This window comes from Sutterella massiliensis, assembly GCF_016899755.1.
Lineage (GTDB): Bacteria > Pseudomonadota > Gammaproteobacteria > Burkholderiales > Burkholderiaceae_F > Sutterella > Sutterella massiliensis.
This window is the reverse complement of record NZ_JACJJC010000006.1, coordinates 101,608-117,850: the sequence shown is the minus strand read 5'-3', so window position 1 is coordinate 117,850 and position 16,243 is coordinate 101,608. Positions and strand designations below refer to the sequence as shown.

At 56.1% G+C, this 16,243-nt stretch carries 7 protein-coding genes; 5 read left to right on the top strand and 2 right to left on the bottom strand.

From position 1 onward, the window contains the following. The first annotated feature begins 189 nt into the window (after positions 1-189). The 4 genes from H6A60_RS05310 (at position 190) to H6A60_RS05295 (ending at position 12,463) form a co-directional block, all read left to right on the top strand. Positions 190-6,987 carry an autotransporter outer membrane beta-barrel domain-containing protein gene (locus H6A60_RS05310; RefSeq protein WP_205102369.1) on the top strand — a complete coding sequence of 2,266 codons (6,798 nt, stop codon included), beginning with the start codon at positions 190-192 and terminating at the stop codon, positions 6,985-6,987. A gap of 213 nt (positions 6,988-7,200) precedes the next feature. Then, positions 7,201-7,566 carry a transposase gene (locus H6A60_RS05305; protein WP_205102368.1) on the top strand — a complete coding sequence of 122 codons (366 nt, stop codon included), beginning with the start codon at positions 7,201-7,203 and terminating at the stop codon, positions 7,564-7,566. Between the two features lie 808 nt (positions 7,567-8,374). Next, positions 8,375-11,740 carry an autotransporter domain-containing protein gene (locus H6A60_RS05300; protein WP_205102367.1) on the top strand — a complete coding sequence of 1,122 codons (3,366 nt, stop codon included), beginning with the start codon at positions 8,375-8,377 and terminating at the stop codon, positions 11,738-11,740. A 381-nt stretch (positions 11,741-12,121) separates the two neighbouring features. Further along, positions 12,122-12,463: a hypothetical protein gene (locus H6A60_RS05295; protein ID WP_205102366.1), complete on the top strand. Its 342-nt coding sequence runs from the start codon at positions 12,122-12,124 to the stop codon at positions 12,461-12,463. A 128-nt stretch (positions 12,464-12,591) separates the two neighbouring features. Here H6A60_RS05295 and H6A60_RS05290 read toward each other — a convergent pair whose 3' ends face one another. Both H6A60_RS05290 and H6A60_RS05285 read right to left on the bottom strand, forming a co-directional pair. Continuing rightward, entirely contained in the window at positions 12,592-14,073 is a 1,482-nt protein-coding gene (locus H6A60_RS05290) for a TrkH family potassium uptake protein (protein WP_239477606.1), read from the bottom strand. A gap of 157 nt (positions 14,074-14,230) precedes the next feature. Beyond that, positions 14,231-14,545: a hypothetical protein gene (locus H6A60_RS05285; protein WP_205102365.1), complete on the bottom strand. Its 315-nt coding sequence runs from the start codon at positions 14,543-14,545 to the stop codon at positions 14,231-14,233. Positions 14,546-14,830: 285 nt separating this feature from the next. On the opposite strand from H6A60_RS05285, the gene H6A60_RS05280 reads away from it, so the two are divergent. Then, positions 14,831-16,156 carry a hypothetical protein gene (locus H6A60_RS05280; RefSeq protein ID WP_205102364.1) on the top strand — a complete coding sequence of 442 codons (1,326 nt, stop codon included), beginning with the start codon at positions 14,831-14,833 and terminating at the stop codon, positions 16,154-16,156. Positions 16,157-16,243: the final 87 nt, after the last annotated feature.

Here is a 16,243-nt window from a genome sequence, read left to right as displayed (position 1 = left end):
CTGGCTGTTGACGAGCCGGATTGGGGTCAAATTTCTGAGACGGCTGATATTAAGGTCAATGTCAACGGAGACCAAACGACTGGTGCTGGTGTCGGTATTCAAACGCCTGGTACGGATATTGGATCTGGCGATCAAGTCATTTATGTTAGTGGCAAGAACATTCCCGAAGGCAAGTATGCTTCCGCTGGCATGATGGCCACTGGCGGTAAAAAAGCTCAGGTTGATAAGGGCGGTTCTATTTATGTCGAAGGCAACGGAGGCTATGCGTCCGGTCTTTCTGCTGGATGGGGCCAGCAAAATCAGATTTTGAACAAGGGTACGATCTACGTTAAGGGTGATGGCGACGATAAAGTCAAGGGCATGAGCGTAGATGACGGGTTTGCTCAAAATCAGGGCACCATCTATGTCTGGAATGCCCTTGGCATGGTCTCAAATACCCAGGGCAACGCCAACGCCAATCGCCTCAAGAATCAAGGGACGATTGAGGTTTATGGTGGTGCAGGGATGGTCGATAACAACAGCAATAACACGACTGAAAAAGTACTGATCACCAACCAAGGTACGATCACCGTTCAGGATGGTGATGGCATTCGCGTCAGCGAAAGTTCTACACGCGGTGAAACTGTCATTCACAACGAAGGCACCATCAACGCAGCTGAAGGCGCCAATGCCATCAATGTCGAAAGCGTTTCCCACGAGATCAACATTCGTTTAGAAGCAGGTGCCGACATTAATGGGACGATTAAGGTCGCGAGTGATAAGAAATCTGGCCTCAATCAAACCCGATTGACTGTGGACAATGCCGGTAAGCAGGATGTTTCTCTCGATGCATCCTATCTTGAGGGGCTGTACATCGACAACAGTCAGCTGACGATCGGCAACACGGGCGATCTGACGATTGCTGACTACGATCTTCAGGGGGATAGTAGTCGTCTCACATTCGACGAAGTGGGCGGTGTCATCACCATCAATCTCGATGAAAACGATGACACTTCAAAGATTGATTTTGGCGGCAATGACGTCGCGGTTAAGGGCGACTGGACGATCAACTATCGTGAGACTCAGGAAGTCGCCGACCTTACGTACGATTCCGATCCTTCAACGCAGTTCACGTTGACCAACAACGGCACACTCCGCGCTACTGGCGAGATCTATATCGGTAACGAAACCTTCGTTAACAACGGTTGGGATCTTGCGTCCAACGGTATCGTATATGCCCAGTCGCTTACGCTTTCGGGGGATGCATCTTTTACGAACACTGGGTTGGTTGACGTTGCAGGAAAGGTGACGATCCAGGCTTCTGGAGATGACTTCAGTTTCTCTAATTCGGACGGCGGCATCAAAAATCCTATGCGCGGCCGTTTCCTGATGGGGTCGCTCGAAAGCAATGCCGAGCTTCTCGTCAATGACGGCGTTTTCACGGTTCGCAAGGAAGCCACCATTAACGGCGACTTCCGCAATGATGCGAATGGTAACGCGACTTTTACCGGCACGCTGACGCTTGGCAATGACGGTGCGACTGTCGCAAACAATGGCGGCACGCTGACCATTGGCAATGTCAACGGCGGTCAGGTGACGAACATGCGTAATGGCACGCTGACGTTTGCTGACGGCAGCGTCATCAACGCAATCGTCCAGAACCAGAGCGGCGGTACACTTTATCTCCAGAACGCTACTGTCTCTGGGCGCTTGGCAAATGCTTCACAACAGCTCCATGCATCCGGTACGACAACCGTTACAGGTACCTGGACCAATCAGGGGATTGAAGACGGTGAAATGCTGGTTGTCAAAGGTAGCTATACGAACTCCGGCACGGCTACCTGGGATTCTGTGTCAACCACTAGTGGTGAGTGGGTCAACGCGCAGCAAGGTAATTTCACGGCCGATACTGCTGACTTCACGGCCGAGCATTCCTGGACCATGCTGATCGCTCGTAACGAAGGCACGGCAACGTTCGGTTCGCTCACGATCGGTGACGAGACGTTCTTCACGAACACCGGCACGTTGACAGTCAACAACACTCTTGAGATTCTTGACGATTCGTTCCAAAACCACGGCACGTTCAACCTGAATGGTTTCGGCAACATTGATGCCGCGTACTTGGAAAACACGGGGACGATGACGTTCGGTGAAAATGCTGTTGTTTCCGCCGGCGACATTGAAAATACCGGCACGTTCAAGAACAATGGCTTTGTGTCTGGCGTCTCGTTGACCGTTACTGGTGATGCCGGTAGCTATACCAACGAAGGCACGTCCGCTTGGACCGACCTTACTGTTGGTACCGGTGCTCTCAACAATGGCTCCGAACAGGTCAATAATGCGAAGATTGACGGGGTCTACACGAACAACGGTTTCTTCAGCCAGGTCGCTGCGAATGGCGAAGGCAGCTTCGCCCTGAACGGTACCTTCAGAAATAATGCTGGCGCAACTGTCCGCATTGAAAGCGGTGCGCAGCTTGGCATTGGTGCTCAGCTGATGAACGATGCTGGCACACTGACGATTCTCGGCAATGCCGACTTCGGCATTTCTGCTTCTCTGCGCAATCTGACGGGCAGTACGGCAACGCTTGGCAGCGTTTCGGGTTCGGGCATTATTACGAACGGCGGCACGATGACGATCGGTTCGGTCGGTTCCGTCAATACGGCAGCAAGCATTTCGAACGATCGCGGCGGTCAGCTACGACTGAACGGCGACTTTACACTCGGTACGCTTAATGCTGAAAAGCTTTCGACGCTCGTCACGAACGGTACGTTCGCTATCGATACGCTCTCGCTAAAGAGTGGTTCCTCGCTTGAAAACCGAGGCAACATCACGGCTACTTCCGATGCCGACTTCTCTCGTGTCAAGTACAAGCAGGTTGGCGGTGATTCGAGTCTTGATATCGGTGATGCTTGGTTCGAGAACTCGTCGATCGAATTGAGCAACGGTGCCAAGATCGACCGCACGGGTAAGACGCTAGGGACGAACAACGAGTATGTCCTCGGTTCGACGCTTACTGGAGAACTCGATCCGATTCTTGACGGTGGTGACTGGCGTGAGGGCTTTAGCACGCTTCGTGCTGATGTTGTTGATGGTGCGAATGACTTCGTTCTCAACGAAGGCGGTCTCCTGATTGCTGGGGACTTTGGCAACTTCTCTGACCAGGCGGGGAAGATCACCTTCAATGGCGGTGCTCTGGAAACGTCTCTTGAAGATTTCTTCAATGAAGTGAGCTACGTTGACGACGTAACTGGTTCTGTTATCACAGATCCTGACAAGGTCGGCGAACTGATTGCGGGTAACCACGTCGGCGACATCAATGAGGAACTTGCTACTGGAATTGAAGTCAAGACCAACGGCGGTCATCTGATCTTCAACGACAACCTTATTTCCACTGCTCTAGTCGGTCAGGTTGACGGCAAGATTGCCGGCACTGATTGGACGGGTGGCGGCGACCTGGCTGTGCATTACACCGGTAAGCTCGACGATCTCATCTTTACCGTCGATGACGCGAATGCTATGCTCGACGGCCTCGAAAACGAAGTCGTTCTGCGCGCCGTAACGCTGGAAGCCAAGGATGAAAATCTCCACGATGGCATGTTCAGCGTGGAAGACGGCTCGCTAGTCATGAATGGCGATAATGCCAACGGTACGAAGGGCTTCGGCATCGGCCGTATCAACGGCACGGAAAAAGTGACGGTTACCAACGAGGCGCATCTCACGCTTGTGGGGGGCGGCGAAGGCGAGTCGCTCGTTGGCGAGAGTGGCAGCGTTTCGGTAAGCAATGGCGGCGTACTTACGCTCGGCTGGGGCGCTGGCAAACTTGCCGGCGTAACCCTCGATAGCGGCAGCTTTGAAGTCGCTTCGGGTAGCTACACGATCGAAGGCTCCGTCGATGGCGAAGGCGCAATCACGAATGCTGGCTACCTGCATGTCACGAAAAATATAGATGTCGATCAACTGCAGAACGAAAGTGGCCTTCTTTGGGTCGAAGGCAATGCGGAGATTAGTGATGTCTACAACAGTGCCGGTTTTGTGGTTGACGGCTCGCTCTCGTCCGATGTAGCTTTCGTGAACTCGGTCAACGGTGTTCTGAGCGTGAGTGGCGATCTCAACGCGTTCGCATTCGATAATTTGGCCGACGATAGCTCCGTTGGTCGTGTTGCAGTTGCTGGAAACGTCAACATCGACACCGACTTCACGAATCAGGTCGGCGGCGAGATCAATGTCGGCGGTAACCTCGCTGTTGGCGGCGCTGACGGTATTCAGAACCAAGGGCTTATTTCCGTCAAAGGCAAGGTCAATGCCGACTATGGCATCACGAATGGTGGCAAAGCCCAGTTCCAGGCAGGGAGCATCGCTTCCGCAGGTAAAGTCGACAATGACGGCATCTTGGTCGTAACGGATGAGCTCTCGGCTCAAAACCTTGAAAATGCCGGTCAGATCTCTGCTGGTAGCATCAGCGTTGCTGAGAATTTCTCCAACGAAAAGATTGTTCGCACGACGGATCTAACGGCCGGTAGCCTTGAAAATTTGGGTCAAGGATGGATTCTTGTCGAAGGAAAGGCTGACATCGGCGAATTCACCAACAGTGGCACGTCTCAGTTCAATGAAGCTGTTATTGACGATTTCACGAACGTTGCTGATGCGGTTGCAGTCGTCAACGGTATGGCTGAAATCGGTACGCTCACCAATAGTGGTTCGGTCCAGTTTGGTGAAGCCAATATCGAGACCCTTACGAATGCTGCTAACGCAGTTATGATCGTAGCGGGTAAGGCTCAGATCGGTACGCTCAACAACAACGGCACAGCTCAGTTTGAAGGTTCGCTCGTTTTGAACGGCACGTCCGACAACCACAACACAATGGTTGTGGCAGGTGATCTGACCGCCAACGACGTTCTCTTCAACCATGCCAATGCAGAACTCTCTGTAGGCGGCAATGCTGCGCTCACTGGCGTGTTCGCCAACCAAGGACAGGCTGTTTTCGGCGGTGACGTTTCCGTCAACCAGGCGGTCAATGCCGGTGACGAAGCCGTGATGGCTGTTGCAGGCAACCTGTCGGTGGAAGAGAGCTTCGACAACCAGAACACTCTCACGGTTTATGGTGGTCTTGATGTCAACGGTTCGTTCGCATCGAGTGGCAAGACCTTCGTTGATGGTACGACGACTATTGGCGGCACCTTCACGCAAACCGATGGTCAGTTCGTAGCGCTCGGTGGTGAAGGCGGCAACGTCATTAACGGTTCGGCTTCCGTTTCGGGCGGTAACTTCGTTCTCGGCAATACGACGATGAATGCGGGCTCCGTGCTGACGGTGACGAATGGTGCAACGGCACAGGTGAGTGCGGCGAATGACAAGATGTCCGGCCGCATCAATGTCGACGGTGCAACTTTCACGCTCGGTGACATCCTGCCCGATACGCTCAGCAATGTTGATGAGCCGCAGCATGAAGCTTCGAGCATCTTTAAGATGAACGAGCACGCGGTTGATCTCGGCAGCGAAGGTGTCATTGCCGTTGGCAACGGTGCTGCGAATGTCGAGCTCGCGGGCGGCTCCGTCTGGTTCGGTTCCGATTCTCTCCTTGAGCTCAATACCTCGACATACGACGGTAATCAGGGCTTCTTCAAGGGGCAGGGCTCCTTCAAGGTTGAAGACGGTGCTCAGATCCAGGTGTCCGACGCCTCGATCGGTTGGGGTACCTATACGCTCGTGTCCGAAGGGTTCAGCGATGTTGAACTTGCCGAAGGCGGCTGGCTCGAACACGAAAACATCATTTACACGGGTGATAGGGATGTCGATCTGACGATCCGTGAAAATGAAGACGGCAACGTCGAAATCACGGTCGGCTCGAACAACATTCTCGACAAGCTCCCGGATGTTGCGATCCCGAACATCGTCAACGAAGTCATCTCCGATCCGCATCGCTCGCCGAACGAATCGGGTGTGAAGGGCTTCCTCGCGGGTGCCATTGAAAACGGCATCCTGAGCGAAAACCTCCAGGCCGAAGTGATCAACGACACGGCGCAGATCATGGCTGCGGGCGGCGTGATGGTCCAGGGCATGACGCTTGTGGGCAACGTGCTCGACATCACCGATCGTCACCTCAGCTACGAAGACGTTCACTTCAAGAACGGCCAGCTGCAGCGCTTTGACGGCGTCCGTCTCTGGGCGGATGCGCTCGGTCAGCGTGTTGACGCTTCCGGTTACGACTTCTCGGGTTCGTCGGCCGAGTTCGACGGCTACAACACCGGGTTCATCCTCGGCGCTGACCTGATGGCTTCCTGCGACGCCCGCTACGGCGCTGCGTTTGCCTATCAGAACGCCAACATCGACTCGAACGGCTCTGCCGTGAAGACGAGCAATGAAGCGGATGCCTACACCTTCGCGCTCTACGCTGCGAAGACGTTCGGCAACTTCAACTTCATCGGTTCGCTCGCGTACACGCGCATCGACTCCGACCTCGAACAGTCGCTGCCGGGTGCGCTCGGCGCCAAGCAGGGCAAGCACACGATGGACGTTCAGAACGACATCTACACGCTCGGCCTCAAGGGCGAATACAACATTGCGCTGAGCAAGAGCGTGCAGGCTGTTCCGTATGTCGGCGTTCGCGCCGTCTGGATGGATACGTCGGATGAAAAGTCGAAGATGGCCCACCAGGACGCCTTTGACTACGACACCGACTCCGTCACGCAGGTTCAATTCCCGATTGGCGTAGCCTTCCAGGGTACGACTGAGACGAAGTCGGGCTGGACCGGCCGCGGCGTTATCGACTTCTCCGTGACGCCGGTTGCCGGCGACAAGGATGTCGATACGACGATCACGGCCAACGGTCTCACGGCTGAAGACGTCGTCAATACCGAGTTCGCCGACGATCTCACGGGCGCCGTCCGCATCGGCATTTCTGCCGAAAAGGACAACATGGCGTTCGGTGGCAACCTCGGCTTCTCGACGGGCGGCAGCCGCGACGGCAACGTGACCTTCGGTCTCAACGCGCGTTATCGCTTCTAATCGCATGACTCTCGGGCGACGCTTCCCATATGAGAAGCGTCGCTCGGGGCAAAGCGAATAGTTAGCGACTCTGTTCTGATGCGTTTGCGGGGGCAGCCCCGCAGACGTTCGGAGCAGACTCCGTCACTGCGGGTGCGGTGCCCTTCGGAAAGCGCAGCGCCTCTTTTCTGCGCTTTCCGAAGGGCATCGCATCCGACAACGAGGACGCGCGCCATGACCGATTCGATCGACAACGGCGATCGGATCGAGACGGTGCGATTTCGCCCCGATTTTCCGTCGGACCAGAAGCGGACGTTTGCGGCGCTTTTGTTTTCGAAGGGAATGGGCTATCGAACAGTCGCCAAGGTACTCGGTCTCTCGATCTACACGGTGAGAGACTGGTCGCGGCTGTACGCGCAGGGACAATTCTCCGAGAAACTCACCGAGAAGCAGTACCGCTACGACGAGGCCTTCAAGGCAAAAGTCGTTGCGCTGCGTAAATCGGGCGTTTCTTGGGCGGAATTGCGAAGAAGAACGGGCATATCGCCCGCGACCTGCAAGAAGTGGATGCTTCGGGCGTCCGCTGCGAGCGACGACTGAATGCGAACGGGCGGACCCAATGCGATTCGATCAAGTTCAATAAAGAAGGGGGGGCAGCTTCATAGCTGCAACCCTTTCTTCGCTGGGTGCAGCCCTTAAATGGAGACTTGGCACGTGCGGTGGGTTTTCAGCGTATCGCGATCGTTGTTCGCGGTCCATTTCTTCAATTACGAGATTTCCGTGTCGAAAAAAAACGGTGGTCTTTGACCGAGGTGACCGAAGGTCGGATCGCACCTTAATTCGACGGAGGCGAGGGGGATGGATAGCAGGCATATTTCGATCAATTTAAGGATGAACTGACGGTTTTAGTGGGTGGTTATTTCTCATTTCGCTGATCAAATTAGGGGGTGGCAATAACGATCAAACTAGTGCTGAAAAAGCAACTTAGTTCGCCGAGAAAAGAGCCCATTAGAACAAGATTTATATAGAGGTTGATGCCCTCATAGTTATTTGAGCATTCAGTCATATTTTCGGTTGATGTAAACGGTAATTTAAAGAAGTTTTTTCGTTTAAATTCGCTTCTATTTATATGTAATCCTATGTAACACAAAAAAATAAATCAGAGTCTGATTTCAATTTTGCGTGCTTCGGTTTAAACCCAAAATCGTCAGAAAGAAAGTTTGTCTATTCGGCTTAACCCGCGAGTGTTGTTTGTTTTAGCAACATAGGGTGTTTGCTATATATATTTGATAAAGATCAAATTGAGGGGGGGGGGGATATGCAGAATTTCACGACGAAGCTTTCGCGCAAGTGAGCCCTGGCGGGCAACGCGCAGCTTCGTTTTTTTGTGTTTGAGGAGATTCACAAAATGAATCGCACTTTCAAGACCATTTGGAGCGCCGCTCGTCAGCAGTACATCGTTTCCGATGAAAAGCACATGTCGCGCGGTAAGGCAGCCAAAGCGACCATGGCTGCCGTTGCTGTTGCCGCCGCATTTGCTGCGGGTTCTGCTTTTGCCGCTTATATGCCGGTCGAACTGACCGGTTCTTCCCTTTCGGCTTCGAGCGGCTACCAGGACCCCGGCAAGATCGGTGACAAGGGTTCCTGGGAAACCGAAGAATATAAGAAGGACTGGGGTCTCACGGCCATGAAGGCCTCGAGCGCTTATGCGCTCGGCTACCACGGTCAGGGCGTTGCGCTTGGCGTGATGGATTCGGGCGCTCTCCTGCAGAAGCATCCGGAACTTGCGGGCGACCGTTTCCATGCTTCGCATGCAACCGGCGAATACGGCTCGACGGGCGACCGCTATCAGGACGGTGTTTCCGGTGTCGGCGACGTTTTTGAAAACGGCGATTATGAAAAGGGCGACAAGTTCGACATCGACGGCAACTGGATCGGTCATGTGAACGATACGCACGGCACGCACGTTACCGGGACGGTCGGCGCCAACCGCGACGGCAGCGAATTCCACGGCGTGTCCTGGGGTTCCGAAATCTGGGTCGGCAACACGGGCGGCACCGACAACACCAACTACGGTATGCCGCAGGACTACAACTTCTTCTATGCCGGTTGGAAGTCTCTTGCCGATAACCTTATTGCAGCCAACGGAGCTGAGCGCGGTGGCGTGATCAACAACTCGTTCGGTACGAATCTCCGTATCAACGAAGGCGGTACGTCGCTGCCCGCCAATACGACGGCCGAAACCGAGTACGAATATTTCCTCTTCAAGCAGCGTTACGGCGACGATCCGTCGTTTGTTGATGCGGCCTGGGATGCGGTCAAGGGCACGAACGTCGTTCAGGTGATGACGACCGGCAACCGCAACATGGATATGCCGTACTACCGTGCGCTCTATCCGTACTTCAACCCCGAAGCCGAACAGAACTGGATCGCCGTCGCCGGTCTGCAGAAGGACGGTGTTGATGCGGAAGGCCGCGACAAGTACAAGTGGGTCGACGGGTTTAACCAGGCCGGCAATGCCAAGTGGTGGACGGTTGTTGCGCCGGGTAGCGGCATCTACAGCAGCATCGTTTACGACGATCACTACGAAGCGACGGACGACGAGCACAAGCTCGGCGATGCCGGCTACGCTTCCTACAGCGGTACCTCGATGGCTGCGCCGCACGTCACCGGTGCCATGGGCGTGCTGATGTCGCGCTATCAGGACATGAGCGCCGTTCAGGTTCGCGACGTGCTCTTCACGACGGCCAACCACAAGAACGCCGACGGTTCGAACTTCACCGGCTGGACTGCTGCTGAAGGCGAAGTTGACGAGATCTACGGCTGGGGTATGCCCGATCTTGAAAAGGGCATGTACGGTCCCGGCCAGCTTCTCGGCAAGTTCGACTACAACATGCGTACGACGGCGCTCGACGTTTGGTCGAACGACATCTCGCAGGTTGCTCTCGATCAGCGCAAGGCCGAAGATCTCGCTTGGATGGAACTCACGAAGAACGGCACCGACCTTGATGCCGAAGACTATGAGCTCGGCGGCGCCGATATTCCCGACGTTGACGACGCAACGATCGATCCCGAAGATGCCCGCAAGTGGCGTGCCGAGTACTATGCCAAGCGCGCCGAATCGATCAAGTACAAGCTTGAACACGGTCTGTACGACGGTTCGCTTGTCAAGCGTGGTCAGGGCACGCTCGTTCTGACGGGCAACAACACCTACCGCGGCGGCACGACGGTTGAAGAAGGCACCCTCTGGGGCTTTAACAATTCGTTCGGTGTCACGGAAACGGAAACCAAGGCTGTTGCCAACGGTAAGGTGACGGTCAACGGCGGTTCCTTCGGCATTATGAATTCGTACACCGACGAATTCACGCAGACGGGAACGAGCCATGACGAACACAGCGATCATTCCGTTGATGTTGCCGTGAAGGATGGCGGTACGTATCTCCTCTCGGCCGGTGAAGAAGTTTCCGTTGGCAACATCTCGTTCGAAGAAGGCGCCAAGATTTCGGTTGGCAGCGCCAATGCCGAAACGCTCAAGGGTGCTGTTGACGGGGTCGCTCTCGAAACGAAGCTGAAGGCTGATAACGTTACGGGCCTCACCGAAGACATGTTCTCCGATGATGCTCTTGCGTTCTTCGATACGAAGCTCACCATCGATTCTGCTACCGGCGAAATCACTGCGACGACCGAAGTCAACGAAGGTTCGTTCACGGCTTACGGTTCCTCGTCGAATGCTCGCGAAATCGGTAAGGCACTCGCTGCCACCAAGGACGGTGCGCTCTTTGACATGCTCCTGACTGCGAACGGCGAACAGGTTGGCCGTACGTACGACTCCCTCGGCAACGATGCGTTCCTGAACGCTCAGAACGCCTCGATCGTCAACACGATCACGATGACGCGTGCCGTTAAGGATCAGGCACAGGGCATCGGCGGCGCCCGCGTTGCCGAAATGGCTGACGGTACGGCTCGCATCTGGGCGACGGGCATTGGTACCTGGGGCGATGTCGACTACGGCAATTCGAGCATCGACAACGACTTCTACGCCGGCCTCGTCGGTGCTGAAGTCGATGTTTGCCCGGCAGCCAAGGTTGGCGTCTTCTTCGGCGCCGGTACGTCCGAGTTCGACGGCGGCAAGAACGGCAAGCTCGAAAGCGACGATATCCACTTCGGTATCTATGCGCAGACGAACATCCAGGATGTTGTCGGTCTGAACTTCGGCTTTACGTACACGCAGCAGGACCGTGAAGGTCATCGCGGCCTGACGATCGGTACGAATACCGCTACCAACAAGATCGACAACGACGCTCAGATCGCTCAGATCTTCGTTGAAGGCGCCTATACGGGCTTCAACACCGCTTCCTACTCTGTAGAACCGTACGTCGGCTTCTCCTGGATGCATGTCCAGAGCGACGACTTCTCGGAAAACGTCGCCGGTGTCGAAGTTGAAACCAACAACGAAAATCAGAACGTCCAGGTTACGACGCTTGGTCTGCGTGGTGCAATTCCGTTCACGGTCGGCTCCGTTGCCATGTCCGTCAAGGGTGATGTGAACTGGATGCACTTCTTCGGCGACACGTCCGCTGAAGCGCTGCTTGGCCTCGGCGGTTCCGGTGTTGCCAAGATCGAAGGCGGTGAGCTTGACAACATGTTCGGTGTCGGTCTCGGCATCGAAGCCCAGCTCACGAAGACCACCACGTTCGGTCTCTCGTACACCGGTGCGTACGACGGCGATGTTTCGTCGAGCGGCCTCTTCGCCAACGTTCGCTTCGCCTTCTAATAAAAAGAAAAATCGAGCAGTCTGACGGACTTCGCATCGCGGACGCAACCGTTGGTGCGAAGTCCCTCTCAGGCGAAAAAATTAAAAATCAACCACCAAAAGGAAATTCAATCCCCCCGAGGCTGTCACCTCGGGGGATTTTTTTACGGCATTGAGAACAATGCGGCTTGCAGGTCTTCATTTTCTTTTAGCGGGTTAACGCTTCCCTCCGTTCAAAGAGCAATTTGTTAATCTTTCGGTTGTGTTTGTGCGGGTACAGACGGTAAAGGCGCGGGAGATTTCCAGCATCCCTTGACGCGAAGTCAAGCGGACTGCTTAGCTCGCAACCTCACTTTTTCGATTGAACTAAACGACTGCTCTACGGAACAACCGGAAAGAAGAATGAAGAAGTCTGAAGCTTCTGCTCCAGCCTCTGCGTCATTGTGCGAGCGTCCTTCGAAAGGTTCGATCGAACAGCAGCGCAAGGCCGCCAAAATTCTTTTTGACAAAGGGTTCGGCTACAAGTTGGTTGCCAAGGTGCTCAGCTTGTCGCCGAACACGGTTCGCGACTGGGGGCGCGAATATAAGCGCGGCGTGTTCAGCGATCAGCCCAGCACCATGCGGTGCCGCTATTCCCAGAAGGTAAAAGAGCGAGTACGCGAACTTCGCGCACGAGGGCTGAGTTGGCAGCAAATCTCCGCCGAAACCGGAGTGAACGTCTCGACCTGCCGAAGTTGGGTGTGATCTCATCTTCGCGCAGAGAAACGACAAACCCCGAAGCGCAAGCCTGCATGGTTTGAGGCTGAATGTGATCTTTTTTGTCGTAAGGGAGACTTTCGAGCGCGTTGGCTGTGAAGTCTCCCTCATTGTGCTCAATGGCGCCAGAACGTGCGCGTAAAGAGAATGAGCACGGTAAAGAGTTCGAGACGCCCGAGGAGCATGAGGAACGTGCAGATGCCGAGCTGAATATTCGAGAGACTTGCGAAGTTCCCTGCACTCTCAAGCGACCCGAGTGCAAGCCCGAGGTTCGTGATGCAGGCGTAAGCTGTTGAGAAAGCGTCTATCGGTTCAAATCCCGAAATCATGAGCGAGAGCGAGCCCGCTGCAATCGAAAGCATCCAGACGATCAGGTAGACGCAGACGCCCGCAAAGATGTTGCGGCTCACGACGTAGCCGCCCACTTTCAAAGGCAGAACGGCATTGGGCATCAGGAGATGGCGGAATTCGCGTGACACCTCCTTCAAGAGAATGATGACGCGCACCATGCGGATGCCGCCCCCCGTCGATCCTGCGCAGGTTGCAAAGGCGGCCGAAGCCATGAGAATAAGCGTGAGCGCGGGCGGCATCATCGCGTAGGCGAGGTCGGGATTTGTGTAGCCCGTTGTCGACGCGGTTGAAAAGACGACGAAGGCTGCCGACAAAATCGCCTCCCAGGTCGTTGTTTCGACGCCCGTTCTCAGAAAGTAGAGCGTCATTACGGTTGTGAGTGCGGCGAGCACGCCGAACCAGCCGAGCGTTTCGGGGTCGCGCAGGTAGAGAAAGGGGTTGCGCCGGCGCCAAACCACGAAATGCATTGCGAAGTTGCAGCCGCAGATCGCCATGAAAATCACGGCAACGAGATTGACCGCCTGGCTGTTGAAGTACCCGAAACTCGCGTCGTGCGGACTGATTCCCGAGAGGCTCACGGTCGTCATCATGTGCATGATGGCGTCTTCCCACTCCATACCGGCCAAGTGGTAGGCGATGGCGCTCGCGACCGAAAGTCCGAAGTAGATCATGTAGAGCGCACGTGCGGTTTCGGCAACGCGCGGCGTGAGGCGCGTCTCCTTGAGCGGTCCGCTCATCTCGGCCTTCATGATCTGCGCGCCCCCGACGCCTAAGAGCGGGAGAATCGCCACCGAGAAGACAATCAAGCCCATGCCGCCGATCCAGGCGAGGAGGCACCGCCAGCCGTTGATCGAGAGGGGCAGGCCTTCGAGGTCGTTCATCATGCTCGCGCCCGTCGTTGTCAGGCACGACATCGTCTCGAAGAACGCCTGAATGAAGCCGTACTGCGGGAGGTAAAGCATGATCGGGAGCGTCGCCGCCGCCGCGATCGACGTCCAAGAGAGCGTCACGACCAGAAAACCGTGCTGCGCGGTCATCTCGCGCTTAAATTTCCAGAAGGCGATCGTGAGGAGAAGACCGATCGAAATGGTCGCGGCCGCCGACTGCGCGAAGACGAAGTCGGCGCCGTCGGCTTTGTAGAGGCTCACGCCGTACGGAATCAGCATCACGGCGCCGAACCAAATGAGAACGGGGCCGAGTACGTGCAGTACGGGGCAGATGAGGTAGGTGATGATCGATGCGTTCATGGACGGTCGCGTTCGGCGCTAGCGGGCACCTGCCGAGAAGCAAAGCGCCGATGCGCGCAGCTCGCGGTACGCATCGGCTCGGCCGATTGGGCTTCGTTTATCTCGGGGTGCGGGACTGCTTCTTAGGAGGAAGCGAACCGCTTGCGCGTGCTGCGCGTTATTTCACTTCGTGCGTCTCGGCGTCCTCTTCTTCTGCACCGAGCATGTCGATTTCATCGAACGTGTAGAAGGGCATCTTCGCAGGCCACGCGATGAGCTCGTCCTCGGAGAGCGCCGAGAGCGCCGCCGGACCGAGGCGCGCGGAATTGACCGCATAGTTGAGCTTGGCGTACACGTTGACGAGATCGTGCTTGAGAATGTACTCGGCGGTTTCTTCGTCCGGATGCTCTTCGAGCTTGTCGAGCGCTTCCTGAAGCGCCTCGGCCGCGTCGCTGAGCGTTGCTTGGATCCATTGAGCGGAAATATCGGACATCGGAAGAATCTCCAAAGAGGTTGTCGCGCGAATAAAACGAACACCCGTTCGCGTGCTTTGTCGGTTGGGTTGCCGATCCCGCGGCGGTTGTCACTGCCGTCATTGTAGGGCTTCGAGCGGGTCGCGCCAAGAAGATGCCGGGGTTGCCGGGCGGCGAGCGGCGCGAAATTCACACTTAAGGTTCCGGCGCTAGTCTTCGAGAAATTCAACCCATAGAAAATGCGGCCGGCCACGCCTATTGGGCAAGTGCCGGCCCGGAATCGATTCTTTTCCCTGAGGCCGAACATGCCCAAAAGCAAAGCCGCCCCCCGTCGGGCCAAGAAGCTCGAGCAGCGCCGCGAAAAGAGCGCGCAGCGTCTGCAGAACGTGAGCTACACGTTCCTACTCGATACGCTTCGCGAAGCGCTCAACAACCGCTTCTACGAAGAGCAGGGCTTCCCGCATCTCGAAATTCTTGCGGCCAACTACAACGGTCCCGTTCGCCACGGCAACCTCGCCGACTATGTCGAACTGCAGGATATGTTTATCGGCTTCTCCTATGCGCTCGCCGCTGCCATTCGCCGCAACGCCCCCTATTCGATGGAGGAGCGCGAAGACCGCGTCGCGGGCGTCGCCTACACGATCGCTGCGACTCTGCTCAATATCCGTCCCGACTATAAGGATGACTCGGGCTGGATGGGCGCGGGCGTCATCGATGCCATCCGCGAACGCTGGGGGCGCGCCAAGATGAGTCAGGCGGGTATCGATATCACGAACCGCTACATGGATCCGCGCATCCTCTGCTCGCTCTTTGCGATGGACTTCGTGATGACCTTCCTCGACCTCACGGGCGAACTCGCTCAGATGGGGGGCGACAAGGTGATTTCGGTCACCGAATGCAAGGACGCGATCGTGACGATTTATACGGGCTTCACGACATCGAACCTTGCGCTCGCGGGCGACCGACTGCCCGATCTCGAGGAGCTCTTTGCCGAAAACGCCGTTACAGACGACTTCCGCAAGACCTATCCCGATTGGAAGCCCGAAGACGCCGACGCGCTCAATGTCGAGCGCATGGGCTTTAACTCGGTGAGCGAAGAGGATATGGCCTTTATGGCGTCGCTGCTCTCCAATTCGAACTTCATGCACGACATGCGCGTGCTCTATACGGCTGCGGGGTCCGCTGACGTGCCGCAGGGAAAGCGCGAAGAAATCGTCATGGGCTATGCGCTTCGCGACGGTCCCCGCTGCCGCAAGGCCTTTGCCGAAGGGCGAGATCCGACGGAAGAAGAAATGGACCGCGACGCCGAAGTGATCAACGGCATCGTCATGCAGATGGTGCGCTCGGGCGGCATCGATTTCGGCGCTCAAAACGAAGAGGCGTCGGTGGGCGCCTACAAGTTCGCCTCGAGCGAAGCCGAAGAGACCGCCTTTGCGCCGAGCACCGCTGCTTCGACCGATGCAGACACGATCGCCGCGCTCGTTCGCGAGGCGCGCGAAGCCAACGAAAAGCGTAGCCGCGGCGAACTCGCCGCGGCCGACGCCGGACAGGCCGCCGTCGAGGCGCTTGTGAAGGCCGCGGTGAAGCGCGAAACGGAGAAGTCCGCCGAGAAGAAGGACGACGGCGAATAAGTCGGTCCTTCACGCAAATTGCGCCAAAAAGAATCGGGCGACGTGTTGATCACGCCGCCCGTTCTTTATGGCTTCACTCGATGGCCG

What these genes read in the sequence shown, in the direction of transcription:
- H6A60_RS05295 (WP_205102366.1), top strand. Translation starts at nt 12,122, where the DNA reads ATGAAGAAGTCTGAAGCTTCTGCTCCAGCCTCTGCGTCATTGTGCGAG.
- H6A60_RS05310 (WP_205102369.1), top strand. Translation starts at nt 190, where the DNA reads ATGATGGCCACTGGCGGTAAAAAAGCTCAGGTTGATAAGGGCGGTTCT.
- H6A60_RS05290 (WP_239477606.1), bottom strand. Translation starts at nt 14,073, where the DNA reads ATGAACGCATCGATCATCACCTACCTCATCTGCCCCGTACTGCACGTA.
- H6A60_RS05300 (WP_205102367.1), top strand. Translation starts at nt 8,375, where the DNA reads ATGAATCGCACTTTCAAGACCATTTGGAGCGCCGCTCGTCAGCAGTAC.
- H6A60_RS05305 (WP_205102368.1), top strand. Translation starts at nt 7,201, where the DNA reads ATGACCGATTCGATCGACAACGGCGATCGGATCGAGACGGTGCGATTT.
- H6A60_RS05285 (WP_205102365.1), bottom strand. Translation starts at nt 14,545, where the DNA reads ATGTCCGATATTTCCGCTCAATGGATCCAAGCAACGCTCAGCGACGCG.
- H6A60_RS05280 (WP_205102364.1), top strand. Translation starts at nt 14,831, where the DNA reads ATGCCCAAAAGCAAAGCCGCCCCCCGTCGGGCCAAGAAGCTCGAGCAG.